The sequence below is a fragment of the Acinetobacter sp. WCHAc060033 genome (assembly GCF_004209125.1).
Lineage (GTDB): Bacteria > Pseudomonadota > Gammaproteobacteria > Pseudomonadales > Moraxellaceae > Acinetobacter > Acinetobacter wuhouensis.
Genome location: NZ_SGSW01000021.1, coordinates 13,272 through 29,555, shown reverse-complemented (window position 1 = coordinate 29,555; position 16,284 = coordinate 13,272). Strand labels below are relative to the sequence as shown.

Below are 16,284 nucleotides of genomic sequence, written 5' to 3'. Positions count from 1 at the left end.
AATTTGTATAAGTTATTGATTATTCTACAGTTACGGATTTTGCGAGATTTCGTGGTTGGTCAACATCTGTACCACGAAGTACTGCAACATGATAAGAAAGCAACTGAACTGGAACACTATAAACAATTGGTGCTAACCAAGTATTTACAGTCGGTACATGCACGACATGTTGACGGTCTTGGTTTTTGATTCCACTGTTTTCATCAGCGAAAACAAATAATTCTCCACCACGTGCTTGTACTTCTTCCATGTTTGATTTGAGTTTATCTAACATGTCATCTTTCGGTGCAAGAATCACTACAGGCATGTCATTGTCTACTAATGCAAGTGGACCATGCTTCAGTTCACCCGCAGCATAACCTTCTGCATGGATATATGAAATCTCTTTTAATTTCAATGCGCCTTCAAGTGCAATCGGGAACTCTGTGCCACGACCTAAGAATAGGCAATGTTGCTTTTCTTTAAACAGTTCAGAAAGACGTAAAATAGCTTTATCACCTTGCAATGTATCTAAGATCACTTTTGGCAAGTGCCATAAAGCTGAGGTGATTTCTGTAATTCGTTCTTCAGAAATTGTTTGCTTCACTTGACCTAATTTTAGAGTCAGCAACATTAATGCTGCAAGTTGGGTGGTAAATGCTTTAGTAGAAGCCACACCAATTTCAGGACCTGCAAGCGTCAATAAATGGTGATTAGTTTCACGTACCATTGATGATGTTGCAACATTACAAATGGTCATCGTACTGATATTTAAGCCTTTTGCTTTAGCACGCTTTTGAGTATCACGTAGTGCAGCTAAAGTATCCGCAGTTTCCCCAGATTGTGAAATACAAACGTAAAGTGTATTACCAACAATCACAGGTAAGCGATAACGGAACTCGCTAGCAATTTCGACTTGGCAAGGTAAGTCGATCAGCTGCTCTAACCAATATTTAGCAATCATCCCAGCATGGTAACTGGTACCACATGCAAGAACTTGCACTTGCTGAATATTTTTAAAATCTAACTCTGCATTTTTTAAGAAGTCATCACGTAAAGCATTGCCATTTAAAGCTTGAGAAATGGTTTGCTGAATGGCTTCAGGTTGCTCGTAAATTTCTTTAAGCATGTAGTGCTTATATTCGCCTTTAGACGCATTACTTATAGTTGCATCTAGCTCTTTGACTGGGCGTTCTACAGCTTGACCATTTACAAATACTTCAATTGAACTACGGGTTAAACGTGCAATATCGCCTTCTTCAAGGTACATAAAGCGATTCGTCACAGGCAATAGTGCGAGTTGGTCAGAACTGATGAAGTTTTCACCAATGCCCAAGCCAATGACCAATGGAGATCCTTCACGCACAGCGATCAATTCATCTGGATGATCAGTATGTACGATACCTAAGGCATACGCACCTTTGAGTTGTGGAACCACTTGTTCAACTGCTTTGAGTAGATCAGGTGTAGATTTCAAAGCTTCATGCACTAAATGTGCAACCACTTCTGTATCAGTCTGTGAGGTAAACACATAACCAAGGGCTTCGAGATCGTCTTTAAGCTCTTGATAATTTTCGATAATACCATTATGAACTACAGCTACATTACTTGAAATATGCGGGTGCGCATTATTTTCAGTTGGTTTACCATGGGTCGCCCAACGGGTATGTGCGATCCCCAAAGAACCTAAAATATTAGACTCAGAAACCGCTTGTTCAAGGTTTGCAACTTTACCGACACGACGTTCACGTAAAATTTGACCATGATCGACCAATGCAACACCAGCAGAGTCATAACCACGGTATTCAAGGCGTTTTAAGCCTTCGATTAAAATATTTGTAATGCTACGTTCAGCAACGCCACCAACAATTCCGCACATCGTTATATCCTCTTATTTCGTAGTCTTTTGGGGACGTTGATAATTTTCTTTAGAAATTTGTTTTGCACGTTCAAATGCAAGGCTATTGTCAGCAACATCATGCGTAATCACTGAGCCTGCACCTGTTGTTGCACCATTACCAATTTTTACAGGGGCAACCAATGAGTTATTGGTGCCGACAAAAGCATTGTCACCAATGATCGTTTTGTGTTTATTGGCACCATCATAGTTACAGGTAATGGTACCTGCACCAATATTCGACTCAGCACCGATTTCTGCATCACCTAAGTAGGTAAAATGGTTGGCTTTCGATGCATGACCAATCGAAGTATTTTTCACTTCTACAAAGTTACCGATATGTACTTCATTCGCCAGTTTTGCACCAGGACGTAAGCGGGCAAATGGACCAATTTGTACATTTTCACCGACAATAGCATTGTCAAACACGCTATACGGTTGAACTTTAGTACCTGCAGCAATTTTGGTATTTTTAATCACACAGCCTGCACCAATTTCGACATTGTCACCAAACTCACAAACACCTTCGATGATGACATTGATGTCGATTCGTACATCTTGCCCGACATTGAGCTGACCACGTAAATCAAAACGAGAAGGGTCTATTAAATGAACACCTTGTTGCATTAATTTCTTTGCTTGATAATTTTGAAATTCACGTTCTAAAGCAGCAAGTTGTACGCGGTCATTGACGCCTTCAACTTCAAAAGCAAGTTCAGGTTGAATCGAAGCGATTTCCATCCCATCTGCCAAAGCCATTGCCACGATATCGGTCAGGTAATATTCACCTTGCGCATTGTCGTTGCTGAGTTTTGGTAACCACTCATGCAATTTGGCATTGCTGACACAGTAGATCCCTGTGTTAATTTCTTTGATTTGACGTTGTTCTTCTGAAGCATCTTTATGTTCAACAATGGCTTGAATTTTACCATCTTTGCGTACAATACGACCGTAACCTGTTGAATCATCCAAGGTTAAAGTGACTAGACCAATACCTGTTGTAGTAGAGGCATCGACTAATTTTTGCAAGGTACTTTGCTGTACACAAGGTACATCACCTGACAGAATCAGGGAAATTCCATCTTGTGGTAATACAGGCAAAGTCACTTTAACGGCATGGCCTGTACCGAGTTGTTCTGTTTGTTCAACCCATTCTACATTTTCGTTGGCAAAGGCATTTTGAACCAGATCACCGCCGTGACCAAAGATTGTTATAATATTTTTTGCTTGTAATTGTTTTGCTGTTTCAATCACATGACCAAGTAAAGGACGACCTGCTAAAGGTTGAAGTACCTTGGGCAAACTAGAACGCATACGTGTTCCTTTACCTGCAGCAAGAATGATCACAGTTGTTGACATATCACACCTAACTGATTTGGCTTAAGCCATTTTAAAATATAAATAAATTACAATACAAATTGCTGCCCAGAAACCAGCAATGATGTCATCAAACATAATGCCAAAGCCACCATCGACTTTTTGATCAATGACACGGATTGGCCAAGGTTTCCAAACATCAAATAAACGGAACAATGCAAAACCGACCAATACCCAAATCCAATTCATTTGACCGATATAGATCAGTGGCAGAAAGGTAATAGATTGCCCAGCAAATTCATCCCAAACAATACGCCCATCATCATGTACATGGATGATGTCAGCTGTTTTGCCACAAATCCAAATTCCGACCAGTGACATGATCAATATCGCTAAAATGGAGCCATAAAAACCAATTGCAAGCCAAATGGGAACGAATAATAAGGCGAATGCTGAACCAAACGTACCTGGCGCTTTAGGTGCTAAACCAGAACCAAAACCTACACCACAAAAGACGATGCAACGTTCAGCCCAAGTCATATTTTTAAAGACGATTGGAGGTTTATGCAAAATGTTGATATCCATTTAAATGAAGAGGATGATCTAAGCCATCTTTTTCAAAGACTAATCCGCGTTGTTGAGTAATTTCACCGATGATTGTAGTTTTTACATTTGGCTGTAATTGCAAAAGTTTTTGGTAGTTTTGCATTGTTATTGTAAAGCATAACTCATAATCATCACCACCCGCTAAGGCATATTTCCATCGCTGATTGTTATCTAAATCCCTTAAAGCATTATTAATAGGGAGTTGATCTAGCTGAATTTTTGCACCGACATCAGATGCATTTAATATATGGCCTAAATCTTGAGCTAAACCATCTGAAACGTCAATCATACTTGAGGCTAAACCCTTAAGCATGTTGCCTAATTCACAGCGTGGAGTTGGGTAGTCTAAGCGTTGTTGTAATGGATGACCTAAATGTTGCAAAGCAAAAGCTGCATCGCCAACTGAACCACTGACCACGATCAGATCATCGACTTGCGCCCCTGAACGTGTCACAGCTTTGCCTGTTTCAATCCAACCGAGTGCTGTCACACTGAGGGTCAAATGTGGACTTTGCGTGGTATCACCACCAATTAAACGTACCCCAAATTGATCGCAACAATCATATAAACCCTGACTAAAATCTTTCAGCCAGTCATGATCAATTTGGGGTAGGCTCAATGCCAGAAGAATACTGTGTGGCTTGGCGCCCATTGCAGCAATGTCAGATAAATTGACAGCAACAGATTTCCAACCAATCGCATGTGGGGATGTATCTAAAGGAAAATGTCGTCCAGCGACCAAAGTATCTGCACAAATCACCAGCTGATGATTTCGCGGAGGGGTGAGCAGGGCTGAGTCATCGCCGACCCCCAAATCTACGTCAGTATTATTTCGACGATTGAAATAGGTTTCAATAATTGAAAACTCAGCCATGTAAAAACAACTTATTTCGCTTGTTGCTTTTCTGCATCACGGAGGCTAGTTGCCAAACGGTCTAATACACCATTGATGTATTTGTGACTGTCTGCACCACCGAAGTGTTTTGCCAGTTCAATGGCTTCATCAAGTACGACACGGTATGGAATTTCAAGATGATCTTTCAATTCATACGCGCCTAAACGTAATGTAGCAAGTTCGACACCATCCAATGCTTCGATCTCACGATCTAGAACTGGAATCAGTAAAGCATCCAATGCTTCATGATTTGCAATCACAGCAGTGAGCAACTCATGATAATAGCCGAGATCCACTTTATGCATCGCATTGTCAGTACGTGTACGTGCTTCGATTTCATGCACTGGGTTGTGGCTCATTTGCCATTCATAAATCCCTTGTACAGCAAAACGACGAGCTTTACGTTTTGCTGCATAAGTAGCTTGGAGTGTTTGCGACATGCTTTAAATTGCCTTTAACAGGTTAACCATTTCAATTGCAGTAAGGGCAGCTTCGCCACCTTTATTACCTGCTTTTGTACCAGAGCGTTCAATCGCCTGTTCAATACTGTCAGTCGTCAATACGCCATTGATTACAGGTAAGCCAGTGTCTAAACCAACTACACCTAAACCTTTAGCACATTCACCTGCAACGAAGTCGAAATGTGGTGTACTACCACGAATCACTGCGCCAAGTGCGATGACTGCATCGAATTTACCAGAAGCAGCTAATTTTTTAGCAACTACAGGTAGTTCCCATGCACCTGGTGCATGAACGACAGTGATATTATCGTCGCTTACACCATGGCGATGCAATGTATCAATTGCACCTTCTAATAAATGTTCAACAACAAAGCTGTTAAAACGACCAACTAAAATCGCGTAACGGTCTTCGCTTGCGAGATGTAATAAACCTTCAATTCGGCGAATCGCCATAGCAACCTCGATGTATTTAATAGTGAAGTTATTTATTCGTCGCTACTTTTTTATAACAAGAAGTAGCGACGATCAAAAAAATTATTGCGCTGTTTTGTTGTCAGCAGTGATGTATTCCACCACTTCTAAATTAAAGCCTGATAATGCATTAAAACGTAATGGTGAGCTGAGAAGCTTCATTTTCTCTACACCCAGATCACGTAAAATTTGTGCACCCACACCAATGGTTTGATACTGTTGTGAAAGTGCAGCATTTGATTTGGTTGGTTTTGGCTTGCCTAGGTTTTCAAGTGCAGGACCGAGGTCAGTCAGATGACGTTGACCAATCCAGACTAAAACACCACGATCACTTTCAGCAACCGTCTTAAGTGCTTTGTCCAAGTTCCATGCGGCTTCACCATCTTGCTTATTCAATTTGAGCAAGTCACGTGCAGGATTAAAACCATGTACACGAACAGTGGTTACGCCTTCTTTAGGCTCACCTTTAACTAAAGCCAAATGAATATCTGGATTACCAATTTCGCGATAACGGTATAGTTCAAAAGTACCGTATTCTGTGTCGATGCTTTGTTGATCAATGCGTTCAACAGTTTGCTCATTGGTCATACGATAATGAATCAAATCTGCAATCGTACCAATTTTTAAACCATGCTTTTCTGCAAATACTTCAAGGTCTGGACGACGTGCCATCGAACCATCTTCATTGATAATTTCGCAAATGACAGAAGCAGGTTCTAAACCAGCCAAACGTGATAGGTCACAGCCAGCTTCAGTATGACCTGCGCGATGTAATACACCACCAGGTTGAGCCATCAATGGGAAAATATGACCGGGTTGCACGATGTCAGCAGGTTTTGCATGCGCAGCGACTGCTGTTTGAATGGTATGAGCACGTTCTGCCGGTGAAATACCCGTAGAAATACCGTTCGCAGCTTCAATTGAAAGCGTGAAATTTGTACCGTGTTGTGCACCATTGCTATCTACCATTAAGGGTAAATCGAGTTGTTTACAGCGTTCACGGCTTAAAGTTAAACAAACTAGACCACGAGCATGGGTGATCATAAAGTTGATGTCTTCAGGACGTACGTGTGTTGCAGCAATGACTAAATCGCCTTCATTTTCACGATCTTCATCATCCATCAGGATAACCATTTTCCCTGCACGGATGTCTGCTACAAGCTCTTCAACGGTATTGAGCGGCATCAACCTTCACCTTTTTGTTCTGTCGTATGACATTTTCGTTTAATTGATTCGGCACATAGTTTACGTGTTTTTACGTATTTTGCCTATGTTAATCATCTTCCTTTGCGCTACATAGTTATACACAAGCTTGTAGGGGTATGAAAAGAGAAGAAAAATTGATTTGAGTTAATTTTGTATAAAGTTTCAACATTCATAGCGATAAATTTAAGATTAACTTATGAGAAATTTCTCGTAATAGATATTTCTCACAATAAAAAAGCCCCCAAGCAATTAAAATGTTGAGGGCTTTTGCATGATCGATTTATTTTATGAGGTAGATTCAGACGCTGTTGAATTCTTTTTACCTTTTAAAATTTCGGTACGAATAGACTGTGCAAGTTCAGCGCAATCATTGTTCATCCCATTGATCATAAATGAATGACGTGTCAGTACATTGGTTGGATTTGGTAATGCAACCAATTGATAACATTCATCGATATGCTTGAGCTGATCGTTGCTTAAATACAATGCCATTTCTTTGGCAATCAGATGATTCACCAAACGATCTGCAGCTTCTAAAGCATCCAATTGCATCGCTTCAACCGAATTGGTCACGGCACAACGGGTTTGAAGAACAAAACGCTTATCTTCACGATAACGTTTATACAGCACTTCAGATAAAAGTTGAAAGACCGAGCCAATCATTAAAATGGATTGAGCTGCATTGGTTTTTTCAGCGTCGATGCTAACCAAAGCACCATTTTGATTAAATTCTTGGTGCACAGTGAAATCTTTAGAATTTAATTTGAAATGTTGCGCACATAATTCAATGCTTTTATTTAAGAAAATTTGACATAAATTAAAATAAGGCAATGAAACAGATTGATTGACTGTATTCATCAATTGTTTTGGATCGTAATACTGAATGTTCAGTGCAATCACTTCACGATCGTTTTCTGTTGGTGTAGTGACCAAAACTTTAGGTTCAGGTTTTGCTTTCACTTGAGCCTGTTGCTGAGCTTGCGCCATCGCAATGGTGTGATTGGCTTTTTCAGCTTCCAATGCTTCAGTGAGTTGTTGAATTTCATGCTTTAAACGCGCTTCATGATTCATACGTGCTAAAAACTCACTCCGTGTCGGACGAGCAATGGCACGATAAGCTAACCATAAGAAAGCATGAATCAGGAATGACACCAAAATAGCGAGCCATTGAGTACGCAGAATTTCACCAATACTTGGCTTAATCAGAGTAATTTCAACTGTACCGACATTCTTTTCATTCTGTAATGCATCACGGACAAAAATCTCACCTTGGCGGGTTTTTGCCATGCCACTGGTTGCAAGTACCTGTTTTTTTGAATCAAGAATACGAATCGATGCCACACTTGGATTGGTCGCATAGCGATTTGCAAGCAATGCCAATGAAACTGTATTGGCAGGTTCAAGTTCAGATAAGCTGTCTGTCACCAGCTGACTGGTCATGAGCTGACCTTGACTGGCACGGTTTTCATTTAACTGATGTGTTGTTGCAACTACCAATAAAAAGGTATGAAATGCAAAACTTACAATGAGTAGGCTAGCAAATAGCCCTTGTCTTGGCGCATTCAACGTAAACTTCCAAAGCAAAAATTTTCGATTTCGATTATGATTCTAACAATTGTTGTAGCTCAGACCCGAGTCAATTCATGCGAGAAATCATTCTTATTTCATTTTTAGGACCTGACCAACCCAATCAGTTTACTCGATTAATGCAAGTGTTGTCCGTACATTCTTTGCAAATATTAGATGTAGGGCAGGCGGTTATCCATAATCAATTGACTTTAGGTATTGTAGTTTCGTCAAACGATCAAACTGCAACAGCTTTAGCAATGAAAGACATCCTTATTTTAGCACATGATATTGGTTTAACAGTTCGTTTTAAACCGATTTCCGGGGCAGAATATGACCAGTGGGTGAGTGAAGGTGGGCAAACCCGTTATATCGTGACGGCTTTAGCACCCGAATTAACCGCTGCGCATTTACAAGCAGTGACCAATATTGTATCGAGCCAAGGTTTCAATATCGAAACTGTTACTCGGTTATCTGGTCGTCCAGAACGTGATGGGCAAAATGAAGGACCAAAGCGTTCTTGTGTTCAGTTTGGCTTAAAAGGGCAAATGCTCGATGCACAAGCCATGCGAGCAGCGTGTTTACGTCTTTCTGCCGAATCTAGCATCGATGTTGCTGTACAAGAAGACAATGCGTACCGTCGTAACCGTCGCCTTGTTTGCTTTGATATGGATTCCACATTGATTGAGCAAGAAGTGATTGACGAGCTCGCTAAAGAAGCTGGCGTTGGTGATCAAGTTGCTGAAATTACTGAACGTGCCATGCAAGGTGAGTTGGATTTCCAACAAAGCTTCCGTGCCCGTGTTGCATTGTTAAAAGGCTTAGATGCTGCGGTATTACCGAAAATTGCAGAACGCTTAACCATTACTGAAGGTGCTGAACGTTTAATTTCAACACTGAAATCTTTGGGTTATAAAACTGCGATTTTATCTGGTGGCTTCCAATACTTCGCTGAGTATCTGCAAGAGAAATTGGGCATTGATGAAGTGCATGCCAATATTCTCGATGTTGAAAATGGTGTGGTGACGGGTGAAGTTCAAGGTCATATTGTGGATGGTGCGCGTAAAGCGTTCCTATTGACTCAATTGGCTGAAAAAATGGGTATCTCACCTGAACAAGCGATTGCGGTAGGGGATGGTGCAAACGATTTACCTATGCTTTCAATCGCAGGTTTAGGCGTTGCTTTCCGTGCTAAACCTTTGGTTCGTCAAAATGCCAATCAAGCGATTTCGAGCGTCGGTTTAGATGGTGTTTTGTATCTGCTCGGTGTGCATGATAAAGATTTAAGTCGTGCATAATCTGTAAACGATATATTGCAAAACGATGACAAAATAGCGGCGAATAAGCCGCTATTTTTGTATGTAAATTAAACACATCATGGTGGTTGTATCACTTTTAAACAGACCAGTAAAAATATTCATTTCGAACTTAAAAAAGTTTTTTTATGTTTAAAAACTGTGTGTATTTTTTTGTAATGACACGCCAAGATTGATGGTGATTAGATTCTACGAAAAACAGGATTCTTAAAAAATGTAATGACAAATGAATGTTGCGACAAAGTATGTCGTTTGGAGTGAAAACAGCGCTTTTCTTCTGTTAAAAACACGACATAATGCAAAGCATAAGCTTTCTAAGATGATTAAAGAAAAATTATAAAGCTTGTTGTGTTGTGAAACACCATTTAGACGGTATTTGAAAGACATTATTGTGACGGAGGTTCTTATGGTATCAGCGACATTTGCAACTCTTATTGGATTCGGTCTGATTGCTGCAGCGTTGGCTACTGTTTTCTTTTCCCCTTACCGTCATTGGTTAGGTTTTATGTTTGCTGGAATGCTGTTTTGGGCGACGCTCGAAGCGATTCGTTATAGTGTACAAAATGTTTTCGACATTTCGATGGCATATAGTTATTTAACAGCGATCATGTTAGCGATGTCTGCTTTGATTGTGTTGTTGTTACGTGAAGATAATCGCGCGCAAAAAGCATTGGCAAATCGCCAATATATCGAACATACTCCAGTGTATGATGATGAATGAGTTGTGTTGAAAGTTTTCTGAGAATCTATAAACAATCACAATGACTTTAATTACACGAAAAAATTCAATTTAGACATTTAAAGGTATATCAAAATGGTATACCTTTTTTTCAGCTTATACTTTGTTCCAAAAGCCATGTCGAATAAATGACAAGTTATGCTAGGATGAACAAATTCAAATCTAATTTAAAATACAACAGGCTTTAATGTCATGAAACTCTCTGCAATTCCAGTTGTGAAGTTACCAATCGTTGATGCAAGTACAGATCCACTGGATTTACTTGTATTGGGTTTATCTCTTCGTATGAAGCAATTGGCACGTACTAGTCCAAAATTTATTGAATTAACCCATGACCGTCAGTTCCGTATTCAAATTGGTACAGACTTGGGTGTAGCTCGCCAGATTATTGTCAACAATGGTCAAATTGAAACAGTTTCTGGTGCTGAAGAAAAAGCGGATTTTGTTTTGCAATTTGCTGATAGTGAGCAAGGTGTAAAAACTTTGGTTAAAGGTGATCCAACTGCATTTATGACGGGTATGCAGAATGGCACGATCAAGATGGAAGGTGATTTCAGTTTATTGGTATGGTTTAACCAAGTGGCGAAATTGATTCCACCTAAAGTGCCAAAGCCAGTCAAAGATAAAATTAAATTGGCGCGTCAGTTCTTAAAAGAAAAAACGGGTAAATCGTTTTAATAATTTGATTTAGAGTTTAGTTCTAAAAAAAGCCTTTCATACGTAATGCTAGTCAATTAAGAATTCTTGAATCCACCCCAACCCTCCTTTTCCAAAGGAGGGAGCTTTTCAATACTAAAAATTATTTTAGTAACAACAAGTCCCCCTCTTTTTCAAAGAGGGGTTAAGGGAGATTTTAAGAATTTATCCAATTATTTTTCTTATTGATCAGTACTATCTCATAAGGGCTTTTTTTGTTTACGGCTCTTTATAAAGTAATGAGCTTATTCCACTTCTAAATTAAAGGTCACAGGCCCATCATTGACCAAGTGCACTTTCATATCTGCGGCAAAAATACCAGTTTGTACATGTTCAAATTGTGATTGCGCATACTCAACTAGTTGTTCATACAATGCTTTCGCTTCAGCAGGAGGCATTGCTGGACCAAAATCTGGACGTAAGCCTTTCTGTGTTTGTGCCATTAGGGTAAATTGAGAAACCAATAATAAGCCACCATTGGCTTGGCTGACATTCCAGCCCATTTTGCCTTGGTCATCATCAAAAAAACGATATTTTAAGATTTTATCAATTAGCTTTTTGCCCTTTTCAAGATTGTCTTCTTTGCCCAATCCTAAAAAAACTAAAATTCCCTTTTGAATTTCACCCGTTGTTTCACCATCGACAACCACTTTGGCTTCAAGAACTCTTTGTAATAATGCGCGCATTTCGTAAATACAGTTAAAAGTTGATATATTTTTAAAGTTTAACAAATCCCATTCATTTTGTATTTTCTATAAAATTAAAATTGAGTGGTATATAAATAGCTGAGTTTGAATAGTTTAGATACTTGGCGATTAATTTTATAAAAATTAGAGGTTTAAAATATTAAAAAGGATTTTTAAGAATATTAGATAATTTACAAATAAAACCATAATAAAAATATGGTTATTTAAATCAGTTTCAGCTACGCTAGTAATGTTTTAATTTTGTTCAGATACTTTGCGGTCAAGGGTATTGCTTGAAAAAATAAGATGATAATCATATTATCATTTGATGGTAATTAAAATTGGATTAAGACATGGAAAATAAAACAGCAAGGTTGACGATTTTAATCGATCCTATTAAAAAGCAAGCATTTGAAGAATTATGTCATCGTCAGGATTTGACACCGTCACAGGTTGTGCGTCAATTAATTCGTGATTATCTCAATACTCATGGGATTGAGTATGCAACGAAAGTACAAAATATTCAGAATGACAATACAAGATAAATAATGTCAAATGAACATAAATTAGGTTTAAAAAATCATGTGATTGTGAAAATAAAATAGCCCTAATGAATAGGGCTATTTTATGTAAGCAAATAAATGAATTAAGAGAAATCCAAACCTTTTTCAAACGCTTTTAATTCATGGCGTGCCATTGCAAGATTTGATTTTTGACGATCTAAAACCAAATATAAAAATAATTCATCGTTGTTATCGAGTGGGCGCAAGATGTGATATTGCTTGCCCAAAGTGATTAAAACATCTTCGATTTTATCTTGTAGATTTAATGCATTAGCAACTTTGCGTTTTGCCCGAATCACTTCGGTATTACCAGCAGCAGCAAGCTCCAAATCAAGTCCAGAACCTGCAGTTGCAAGTGCTAAACCACTTGAACTGTCAACTAATGCAGCAGCAATAAACCCATCAATATCAACTAACGCATTTAAACTAAATTTTGCCATTTGAGTTTCCTTTTAGGCGAGGTAGTAAATTGTTTTTATGAACATTAAAGTACAATTTTTGTTAAGATGAATCATAATTAAAAACTAATGTGATTACAATCACGGTGAATAAAAAAATATTGAATAATATTATATGATAATAGTATGTTAATGTTTTTGTTTTAGTAACAATCTCTTTTCTGTTATTTATCTTGAACAGTAGAAAATTAAACGTTATTGATAGAAATATGGAACAATGTGTGAAATATTTCTGAAAATCGTAATTTTAGATTTGCAAGAAAGGATTTACTTTTTATAGTGGAACAAGATTATCTAAAGAGTTTGCTATGCAACCAATAATTCAGTCTTTGTTGGACACGGACTTATATAAATTCACCATGCTACAAGTGGTTTTACACAAATTCCCTCAAACGCATAGTGTGTATCACTTTCGTTGTCGAAATTTAGATGACACGGTATATCCATTGACGGATATTTTGGATGATTTGAACGAACAATTAGACTTGCTCTGTACCTTAAAATTCAAAGAAGATGAATTGGTCTATTTGCGCAGTTTACGCTTTATCAAAAGTGATTTTGTTGATTATTTAGAATTATTCCAACTAAAACGCCGCTTTATTAAAGCTGGGATCGACAGCGAAGGTCGTTTGGATATTTGGGTTGAAGGCCCGATGGTTCAAGCGATGATGTTTGAAATTTTCGTTCTCGCTATTGTGAATGAACTCTATTTCCAACGCATTCGTTCCGATGAAGTTTTGGCAGAAGGTGAACGCCGACTGCAGGCAAAAGTGGCTTTGCTCAAGCAATATGAAAAAGAACAAAATCCGAATGATCCACCACTTTTGGTTTCTGATTTTGGGACGCGTCGTCGTTATAGCTTAGATTGGCAACGTCATGTGATTGAGACTTTCCATAAAGCTGTGCCTAACGTATTTCGCGGTACCAGTAATGTATTGATCGCCAAAGAGTTAAATATTTTCCCAATCGGAACCATGGCACACGAATTTCTTCAAGCCTTTCAAGCGCTAGATGTTCGTTTACGAGATTTCCAAAAATCGGCACTTGAAACTTGGGTACAGGAATATCGTGGTGATTTAGGAATTGCACTGACTGACGTGGTCGGTATGGATGCATTTTTACGTGATTTTGACTTATATTTTGCCAAGTTATTTGATGGCTTACGTCATGACAGTGGTGATCCATTTGAATGGGGCGATAAAGCTTATCAGCACTATCGTAAGCTTAAAATTGATACAAAAACTAAAATGTTGACCTTTAGTGATGGTTTGGATATCGAACGAGCTTGGGCGTTATATCAATATTTCAAAGATCGTTTTCAAGTCAGTTTTGGTATTGGAACAAATCTCACCAATGATATGGGGCAAAAACCGCTTAATATTGTGTTGAAATTGGTAGAATGTAATGGACAGTCTGTGGCTAAAATTTCAGATAGTCCTGGTAAAACCATGACCGATAATGACACTTTCTTGGCATATCTACGTCAGGTGTTTGAAATACCAGAAGTTGTTGAATAATGGAAAATTGATAGCTGATTTTTTGCTAAAAGAATGCGAAAAATCAGCATATTGCTGAAATACACTGTGCTAAGATCATGACTGTCCAAGGTCTTAAAATAGAAAAATTGTATGACAACTACAAGCTTTAACTTCGGATTACTCATTGAAGCAGAACAACTTGTGCCATTTTTAGGGCACGACAAAATCCGTATTGTCGATTTAAGTCGAACTTCAGTTTATGAACAGTTACATATTCCGCATGCATTACATGTAAAACCGCAGTTATTGGTTCGACAAGAAGAACAAGCTTCGGGTTTGTTGCCTGATGAAGAGGGCTTAAAGGCTTTAGTTGAATATCTAAATATCACCCCAGATCATCATGTGGTGGTCTATGATGATGAAGGTGGTGCTTGGGCTGGGCGTCTCATTTGGAACCTGCATAGTTTAGGTTTTTATAATACCAGTCTACTAAATGGTGGCATTCACGCATGGTTGGCGGAAGCTTATCCAACCTCATCAGACATAGAAACTTTTGAGAAAGTGACCCCATTGGTACAGGTAAATTTAACCGATATTGATCAGTATCGTATTGAATATAATCAATTACTCGAAAAAGTTGAGCAACAGGCGATTCAAGTTTGGGATTGTCGGACTTCAGAAGAATATACAGGGCAACGCTTGGCAGCTAGACGCGGCGGTCACATTCCAAGTGCACGACATTTTGAGTGGAGTACTGCAATTAATCGTCAAAATCATTTAAAATTGCATCCATTAGAACGCACGCAACAACGTTTAGAACAATTGGGCTTTCGATTTGATCAACCTGTGGTGGTATATTGTCAATCACATCATCGTTCAGGTTTAGCTTATATTCTAGGTCGTTTATTGAATTGGAAAATTCAAGCCTACGATGGCGCGTGGAGCGAATGGGGCAATCGCCTTGACAGTCCAATTATTACTGGAGAATCACCTGCGTGAGTCTTACATCTAAGTTAAAAAAACAAATTTTTATTCAAGCGCAAAAAGTCGTTCCACAACAGCAATTGAGCCGTGTTGTCGGTAAAGTTGCAGCCAGTGAAAATCCAATCATTAAAAATGTCGTAATTCAAGCATTTAAAGCGCAATACGGTATTGATCTTTCGATTGCAGAACAAACCGATGCTTTAAAATATAAATCATTTAATGAATTTTTTACCCGAGCTTTAAAAGATGGGACTCGTGAAATTGATGCTGATCCAACCAGTATCGTATCGCCAGCAGATGGCGCAATTTCGCAACTCGGTAAAATTGAAAACGGTGATGTGTTTCAAGCCAAGGGTCAAAGCTTTTCAGTTGATAAGTTAATTGGTGATCCACAATTGGCTGCACCATTTATCAATGGTGAGTTTGCGACAGTCTATTTATCACCACGTGATTACCATCGTGTGCATGTACCTTTTGCAGGGACTTTGACAGAAACTTTGTATATTCCGGGTGAGTTGTTCTCAGTGAATCAAACCACTGCTGAAAATATCCCAGGTTTGTTTGCACGTAATGAGCGTATGGTCTGTTTATTTGACACTGAATTGGGTCGTATGGCAGTGGTTTTGGTCGGCGCGATGATTGTTGCGGGCATTGAAACAGTCGCGACTGGTAAGGTCAAACCTACAGGTCGTGTTGAACTCAATCATCACGAATTAAAGTTAGAAAAAGGTGCTGAACTCGGTCGTTTCTATTTAGGTTCTACGGCGATTGTTTTATTTGAACAAGATAAAATGAATTGGGATGCACAATTTAAGGCAAATTCGGAAGTGGTGATGGGTGAAGCTTTAGGTCATACGCTTTAATTGTTATTTGTTTAAGTATCATCATTTAAGCATAACTATTTGCTTTACTACGCTGATTAAAAAACACCTTCTAATTTAGAAGGTGTTTTATTTTAAATTGGCG

At 38.7% G+C, this 16,284-nt stretch carries 17 protein-coding genes; 7 read left to right on the top strand and 10 right to left on the bottom strand.

Annotation, left to right across the window (positions count from 1 at the left end; all coding sequences use genetic code 11):
• Positions 1-19: 19 nt before the first annotated feature.
• The 8 genes from glmS to EXE10_RS10995 all read right to left on the bottom strand — a co-directional run bounded on the left by glmS (position 20) and on the right by EXE10_RS10995 (position 8,398).
• The gene (gene glmS, locus EXE10_RS11030) at positions 20-1,858 is read right to left on the bottom strand and encodes a glutamine--fructose-6-phosphate transaminase (isomerizing) (RefSeq protein ID WP_130113395.1); all 1,839 of its coding nucleotides are present in this window, start codon (positions 1,856-1,858) and stop codon (positions 20-22) included.
• A gap of 12 nt (positions 1,859-1,870) precedes the next feature.
• Entirely contained in the window at positions 1,871-3,235 is a 1,365-nt protein-coding gene (glmU, locus tag EXE10_RS11025; RefSeq protein WP_130113394.1) for a bifunctional UDP-N-acetylglucosamine diphosphorylase/glucosamine-1-phosphate N-acetyltransferase GlmU, read from the bottom strand.
• Between the two features lie 21 nt (positions 3,236-3,256).
• A complete protein-coding gene (locus tag EXE10_RS11020) occupies positions 3,257-3,778 on the bottom strand; it encodes a phosphatidylglycerophosphatase A (protein ID WP_130113393.1) in 522 nt (173 codons plus the stop codon).
• Complete coding sequence (gene thiL / locus EXE10_RS11015; protein WP_130113392.1) at positions 3,756-4,673, bottom strand: thiamine-phosphate kinase; 918 nt, start codon at positions 4,671-4,673, stop codon at positions 3,756-3,758. Before thiL ends, EXE10_RS11020 begins: the two co-directional genes overlap by 23 nt.
• Positions 4,674-4,684: 11 nt before the next feature.
• Positions 4,685-5,134, bottom strand: a complete 450-nt coding sequence (gene nusB, locus EXE10_RS11010; RefSeq protein ID WP_130113391.1) for a transcription antitermination factor NusB — start codon at positions 5,132-5,134, stop codon at positions 4,685-4,687.
• A 3-nt stretch (positions 5,135-5,137) separates the two neighbouring features.
• Positions 5,138-5,608, bottom strand: coding sequence for a 6,7-dimethyl-8-ribityllumazine synthase (gene ribE / locus EXE10_RS11005; protein ID WP_004718750.1), 471 nt, complete (start codon positions 5,606-5,608; stop codon positions 5,138-5,140).
• 81 nt (positions 5,609-5,689) lie between these two features.
• Positions 5,690-6,811 (bottom strand): bifunctional 3,4-dihydroxy-2-butanone-4-phosphate synthase/GTP cyclohydrolase II, encoded by a 1,122-nt coding sequence (ribBA, locus tag EXE10_RS11000; protein ID WP_068973387.1) that lies wholly within the window; start codon positions 6,809-6,811, stop codon positions 5,690-5,692.
• Positions 6,812-7,117: 306 nt separating this feature from the next.
• Positions 7,118-8,398 carry a hypothetical protein gene (locus EXE10_RS10995; protein WP_130113390.1) on the bottom strand — a complete coding sequence of 427 codons (1,281 nt, stop codon included), beginning with the start codon at positions 8,396-8,398 and terminating at the stop codon, positions 7,118-7,120.
• 77 nt (positions 8,399-8,475) lie between these two features.
• On the opposite strand from EXE10_RS10995, the gene serB reads away from it, so the two are divergent.
• The 3 genes from serB (at position 8,476) to EXE10_RS10980 (ending at position 11,131) form a co-directional block, all read left to right on the top strand.
• Complete coding sequence (gene serB, locus EXE10_RS10990; RefSeq protein WP_068973389.1) at positions 8,476-9,696, top strand: phosphoserine phosphatase SerB; 1,221 nt, start codon at positions 8,476-8,478, stop codon at positions 9,694-9,696.
• Between the two features lie 424 nt (positions 9,697-10,120).
• Positions 10,121-10,435 carry a ciprofloxacin tolerance protein AciT gene (gene aciT / locus EXE10_RS10985; RefSeq protein WP_068973390.1) on the top strand — a complete coding sequence of 105 codons (315 nt, stop codon included), beginning with the start codon at positions 10,121-10,123 and terminating at the stop codon, positions 10,433-10,435.
• A gap of 210 nt (positions 10,436-10,645) precedes the next feature.
• Entirely contained in the window at positions 10,646-11,131 is a 486-nt protein-coding gene (locus EXE10_RS10980) for an SCP2 sterol-binding domain-containing protein (RefSeq protein ID WP_068973391.1), read from the top strand.
• Positions 11,132-11,394: 263 nt separating this feature from the next.
• Here the strand turns inward: EXE10_RS10980 and dtd are convergent, their stop codons facing one another.
• Positions 11,395-11,835 (bottom strand): D-aminoacyl-tRNA deacylase, encoded by a 441-nt coding sequence (gene dtd, locus EXE10_RS10975; protein ID WP_130113389.1) that lies wholly within the window; start codon positions 11,833-11,835, stop codon positions 11,395-11,397.
• A 353-nt stretch (positions 11,836-12,188) separates the two neighbouring features.
• Here dtd and EXE10_RS10970 point away from each other — a divergent pair, with 353 nt between their 5' ends.
• Entirely contained in the window at positions 12,189-12,380 is a 192-nt protein-coding gene (locus EXE10_RS10970) for a ribbon-helix-helix domain-containing protein (RefSeq protein WP_130113388.1), read from the top strand.
• Between the two features lie 101 nt (positions 12,381-12,481).
• Here the strand turns inward: EXE10_RS10970 and EXE10_RS10965 are convergent, their stop codons facing one another.
• Entirely contained in the window at positions 12,482-12,838 is a 357-nt protein-coding gene (locus tag EXE10_RS10965; RefSeq protein ID WP_068973394.1) for a hypothetical protein, read from the bottom strand.
• A gap of 326 nt (positions 12,839-13,164) precedes the next feature.
• Between EXE10_RS10965 and pncB the strand changes: the two genes are divergently transcribed.
• The 3 genes from pncB (at position 13,165) to asd (ending at position 16,181) form a co-directional block, all read left to right on the top strand.
• Positions 13,165-14,373, top strand: a complete 1,209-nt coding sequence (gene pncB / locus EXE10_RS10960; protein ID WP_130113387.1) for a nicotinate phosphoribosyltransferase — start codon at positions 13,165-13,167, stop codon at positions 14,371-14,373.
• 111 nt (positions 14,374-14,484) lie between these two features.
• Positions 14,485-15,333: a sulfurtransferase gene (locus EXE10_RS10955; protein ID WP_130113386.1), complete on the top strand. Its 849-nt coding sequence runs from the start codon at positions 14,485-14,487 to the stop codon at positions 15,331-15,333.
• Complete coding sequence (gene asd, locus EXE10_RS10950; protein ID WP_087552632.1) at positions 15,330-16,181, top strand: archaetidylserine decarboxylase; 852 nt, start codon at positions 15,330-15,332, stop codon at positions 16,179-16,181. The genes EXE10_RS10955 and asd overlap by 4 nt, the downstream gene beginning before the upstream one ends.
• Positions 16,182-16,284 lie beyond the last annotated feature (103 nt).

Coding starts and splice junctions, on each gene's coding strand:
- glmS (WP_130113395.1), bottom strand. CDS start 1,858: ATGTGCGGAATTGTTGGTGGCGTTGCTGAACGTAGCATTACAAATATT.
- glmU (WP_130113394.1), bottom strand. CDS start 3,235: ATGTCAACAACTGTGATCATTCTTGCTGCAGGTAAAGGAACACGTATG.
- EXE10_RS11020 (WP_130113393.1), bottom strand. CDS start 3,778: ATGGATATCAACATTTTGCATAAACCTCCAATCGTCTTTAAAAATATG.
- thiL (WP_130113392.1), bottom strand. CDS start 4,673: ATGGCTGAGTTTTCAATTATTGAAACCTATTTCAATCGTCGAAATAAT.
- nusB (WP_130113391.1), bottom strand. CDS start 5,134: ATGTCGCAAACACTCCAAGCTACTTATGCAGCAAAACGTAAAGCTCGT.
- ribE (WP_004718750.1), bottom strand. CDS start 5,608: ATGGCGATTCGCCGAATTGAAGGTTTATTACATCTCGCAAGCGAAGAC.
- ribBA (WP_068973387.1), bottom strand. CDS start 6,811: ATGCCGCTCAATACCGTTGAAGAGCTTGTAGCAGACATCCGTGCAGGG.
- serB (WP_068973389.1), top strand. CDS start 8,476: ATGCGAGAAATCATTCTTATTTCATTTTTAGGACCTGACCAACCCAAT.
- aciT (WP_068973390.1), top strand. CDS start 10,121: ATGGTATCAGCGACATTTGCAACTCTTATTGGATTCGGTCTGATTGCT.
- EXE10_RS10980 (WP_068973391.1), top strand. CDS start 10,646: ATGAAACTCTCTGCAATTCCAGTTGTGAAGTTACCAATCGTTGATGCA.
- dtd (WP_130113389.1), bottom strand. CDS start 11,835: ATGCGCGCATTATTACAAAGAGTTCTTGAAGCCAAAGTGGTTGTCGAT.
- EXE10_RS10970 (WP_130113388.1), top strand. CDS start 12,189: ATGGAAAATAAAACAGCAAGGTTGACGATTTTAATCGATCCTATTAAA.
- EXE10_RS10965 (WP_068973394.1), bottom strand. CDS start 12,838: ATGGCAAAATTTAGTTTAAATGCGTTAGTTGATATTGATGGGTTTATT.
- pncB (WP_130113387.1), top strand. CDS start 13,165: ATGCAACCAATAATTCAGTCTTTGTTGGACACGGACTTATATAAATTC.
- EXE10_RS10955 (WP_130113386.1), top strand. CDS start 14,485: ATGACAACTACAAGCTTTAACTTCGGATTACTCATTGAAGCAGAACAA.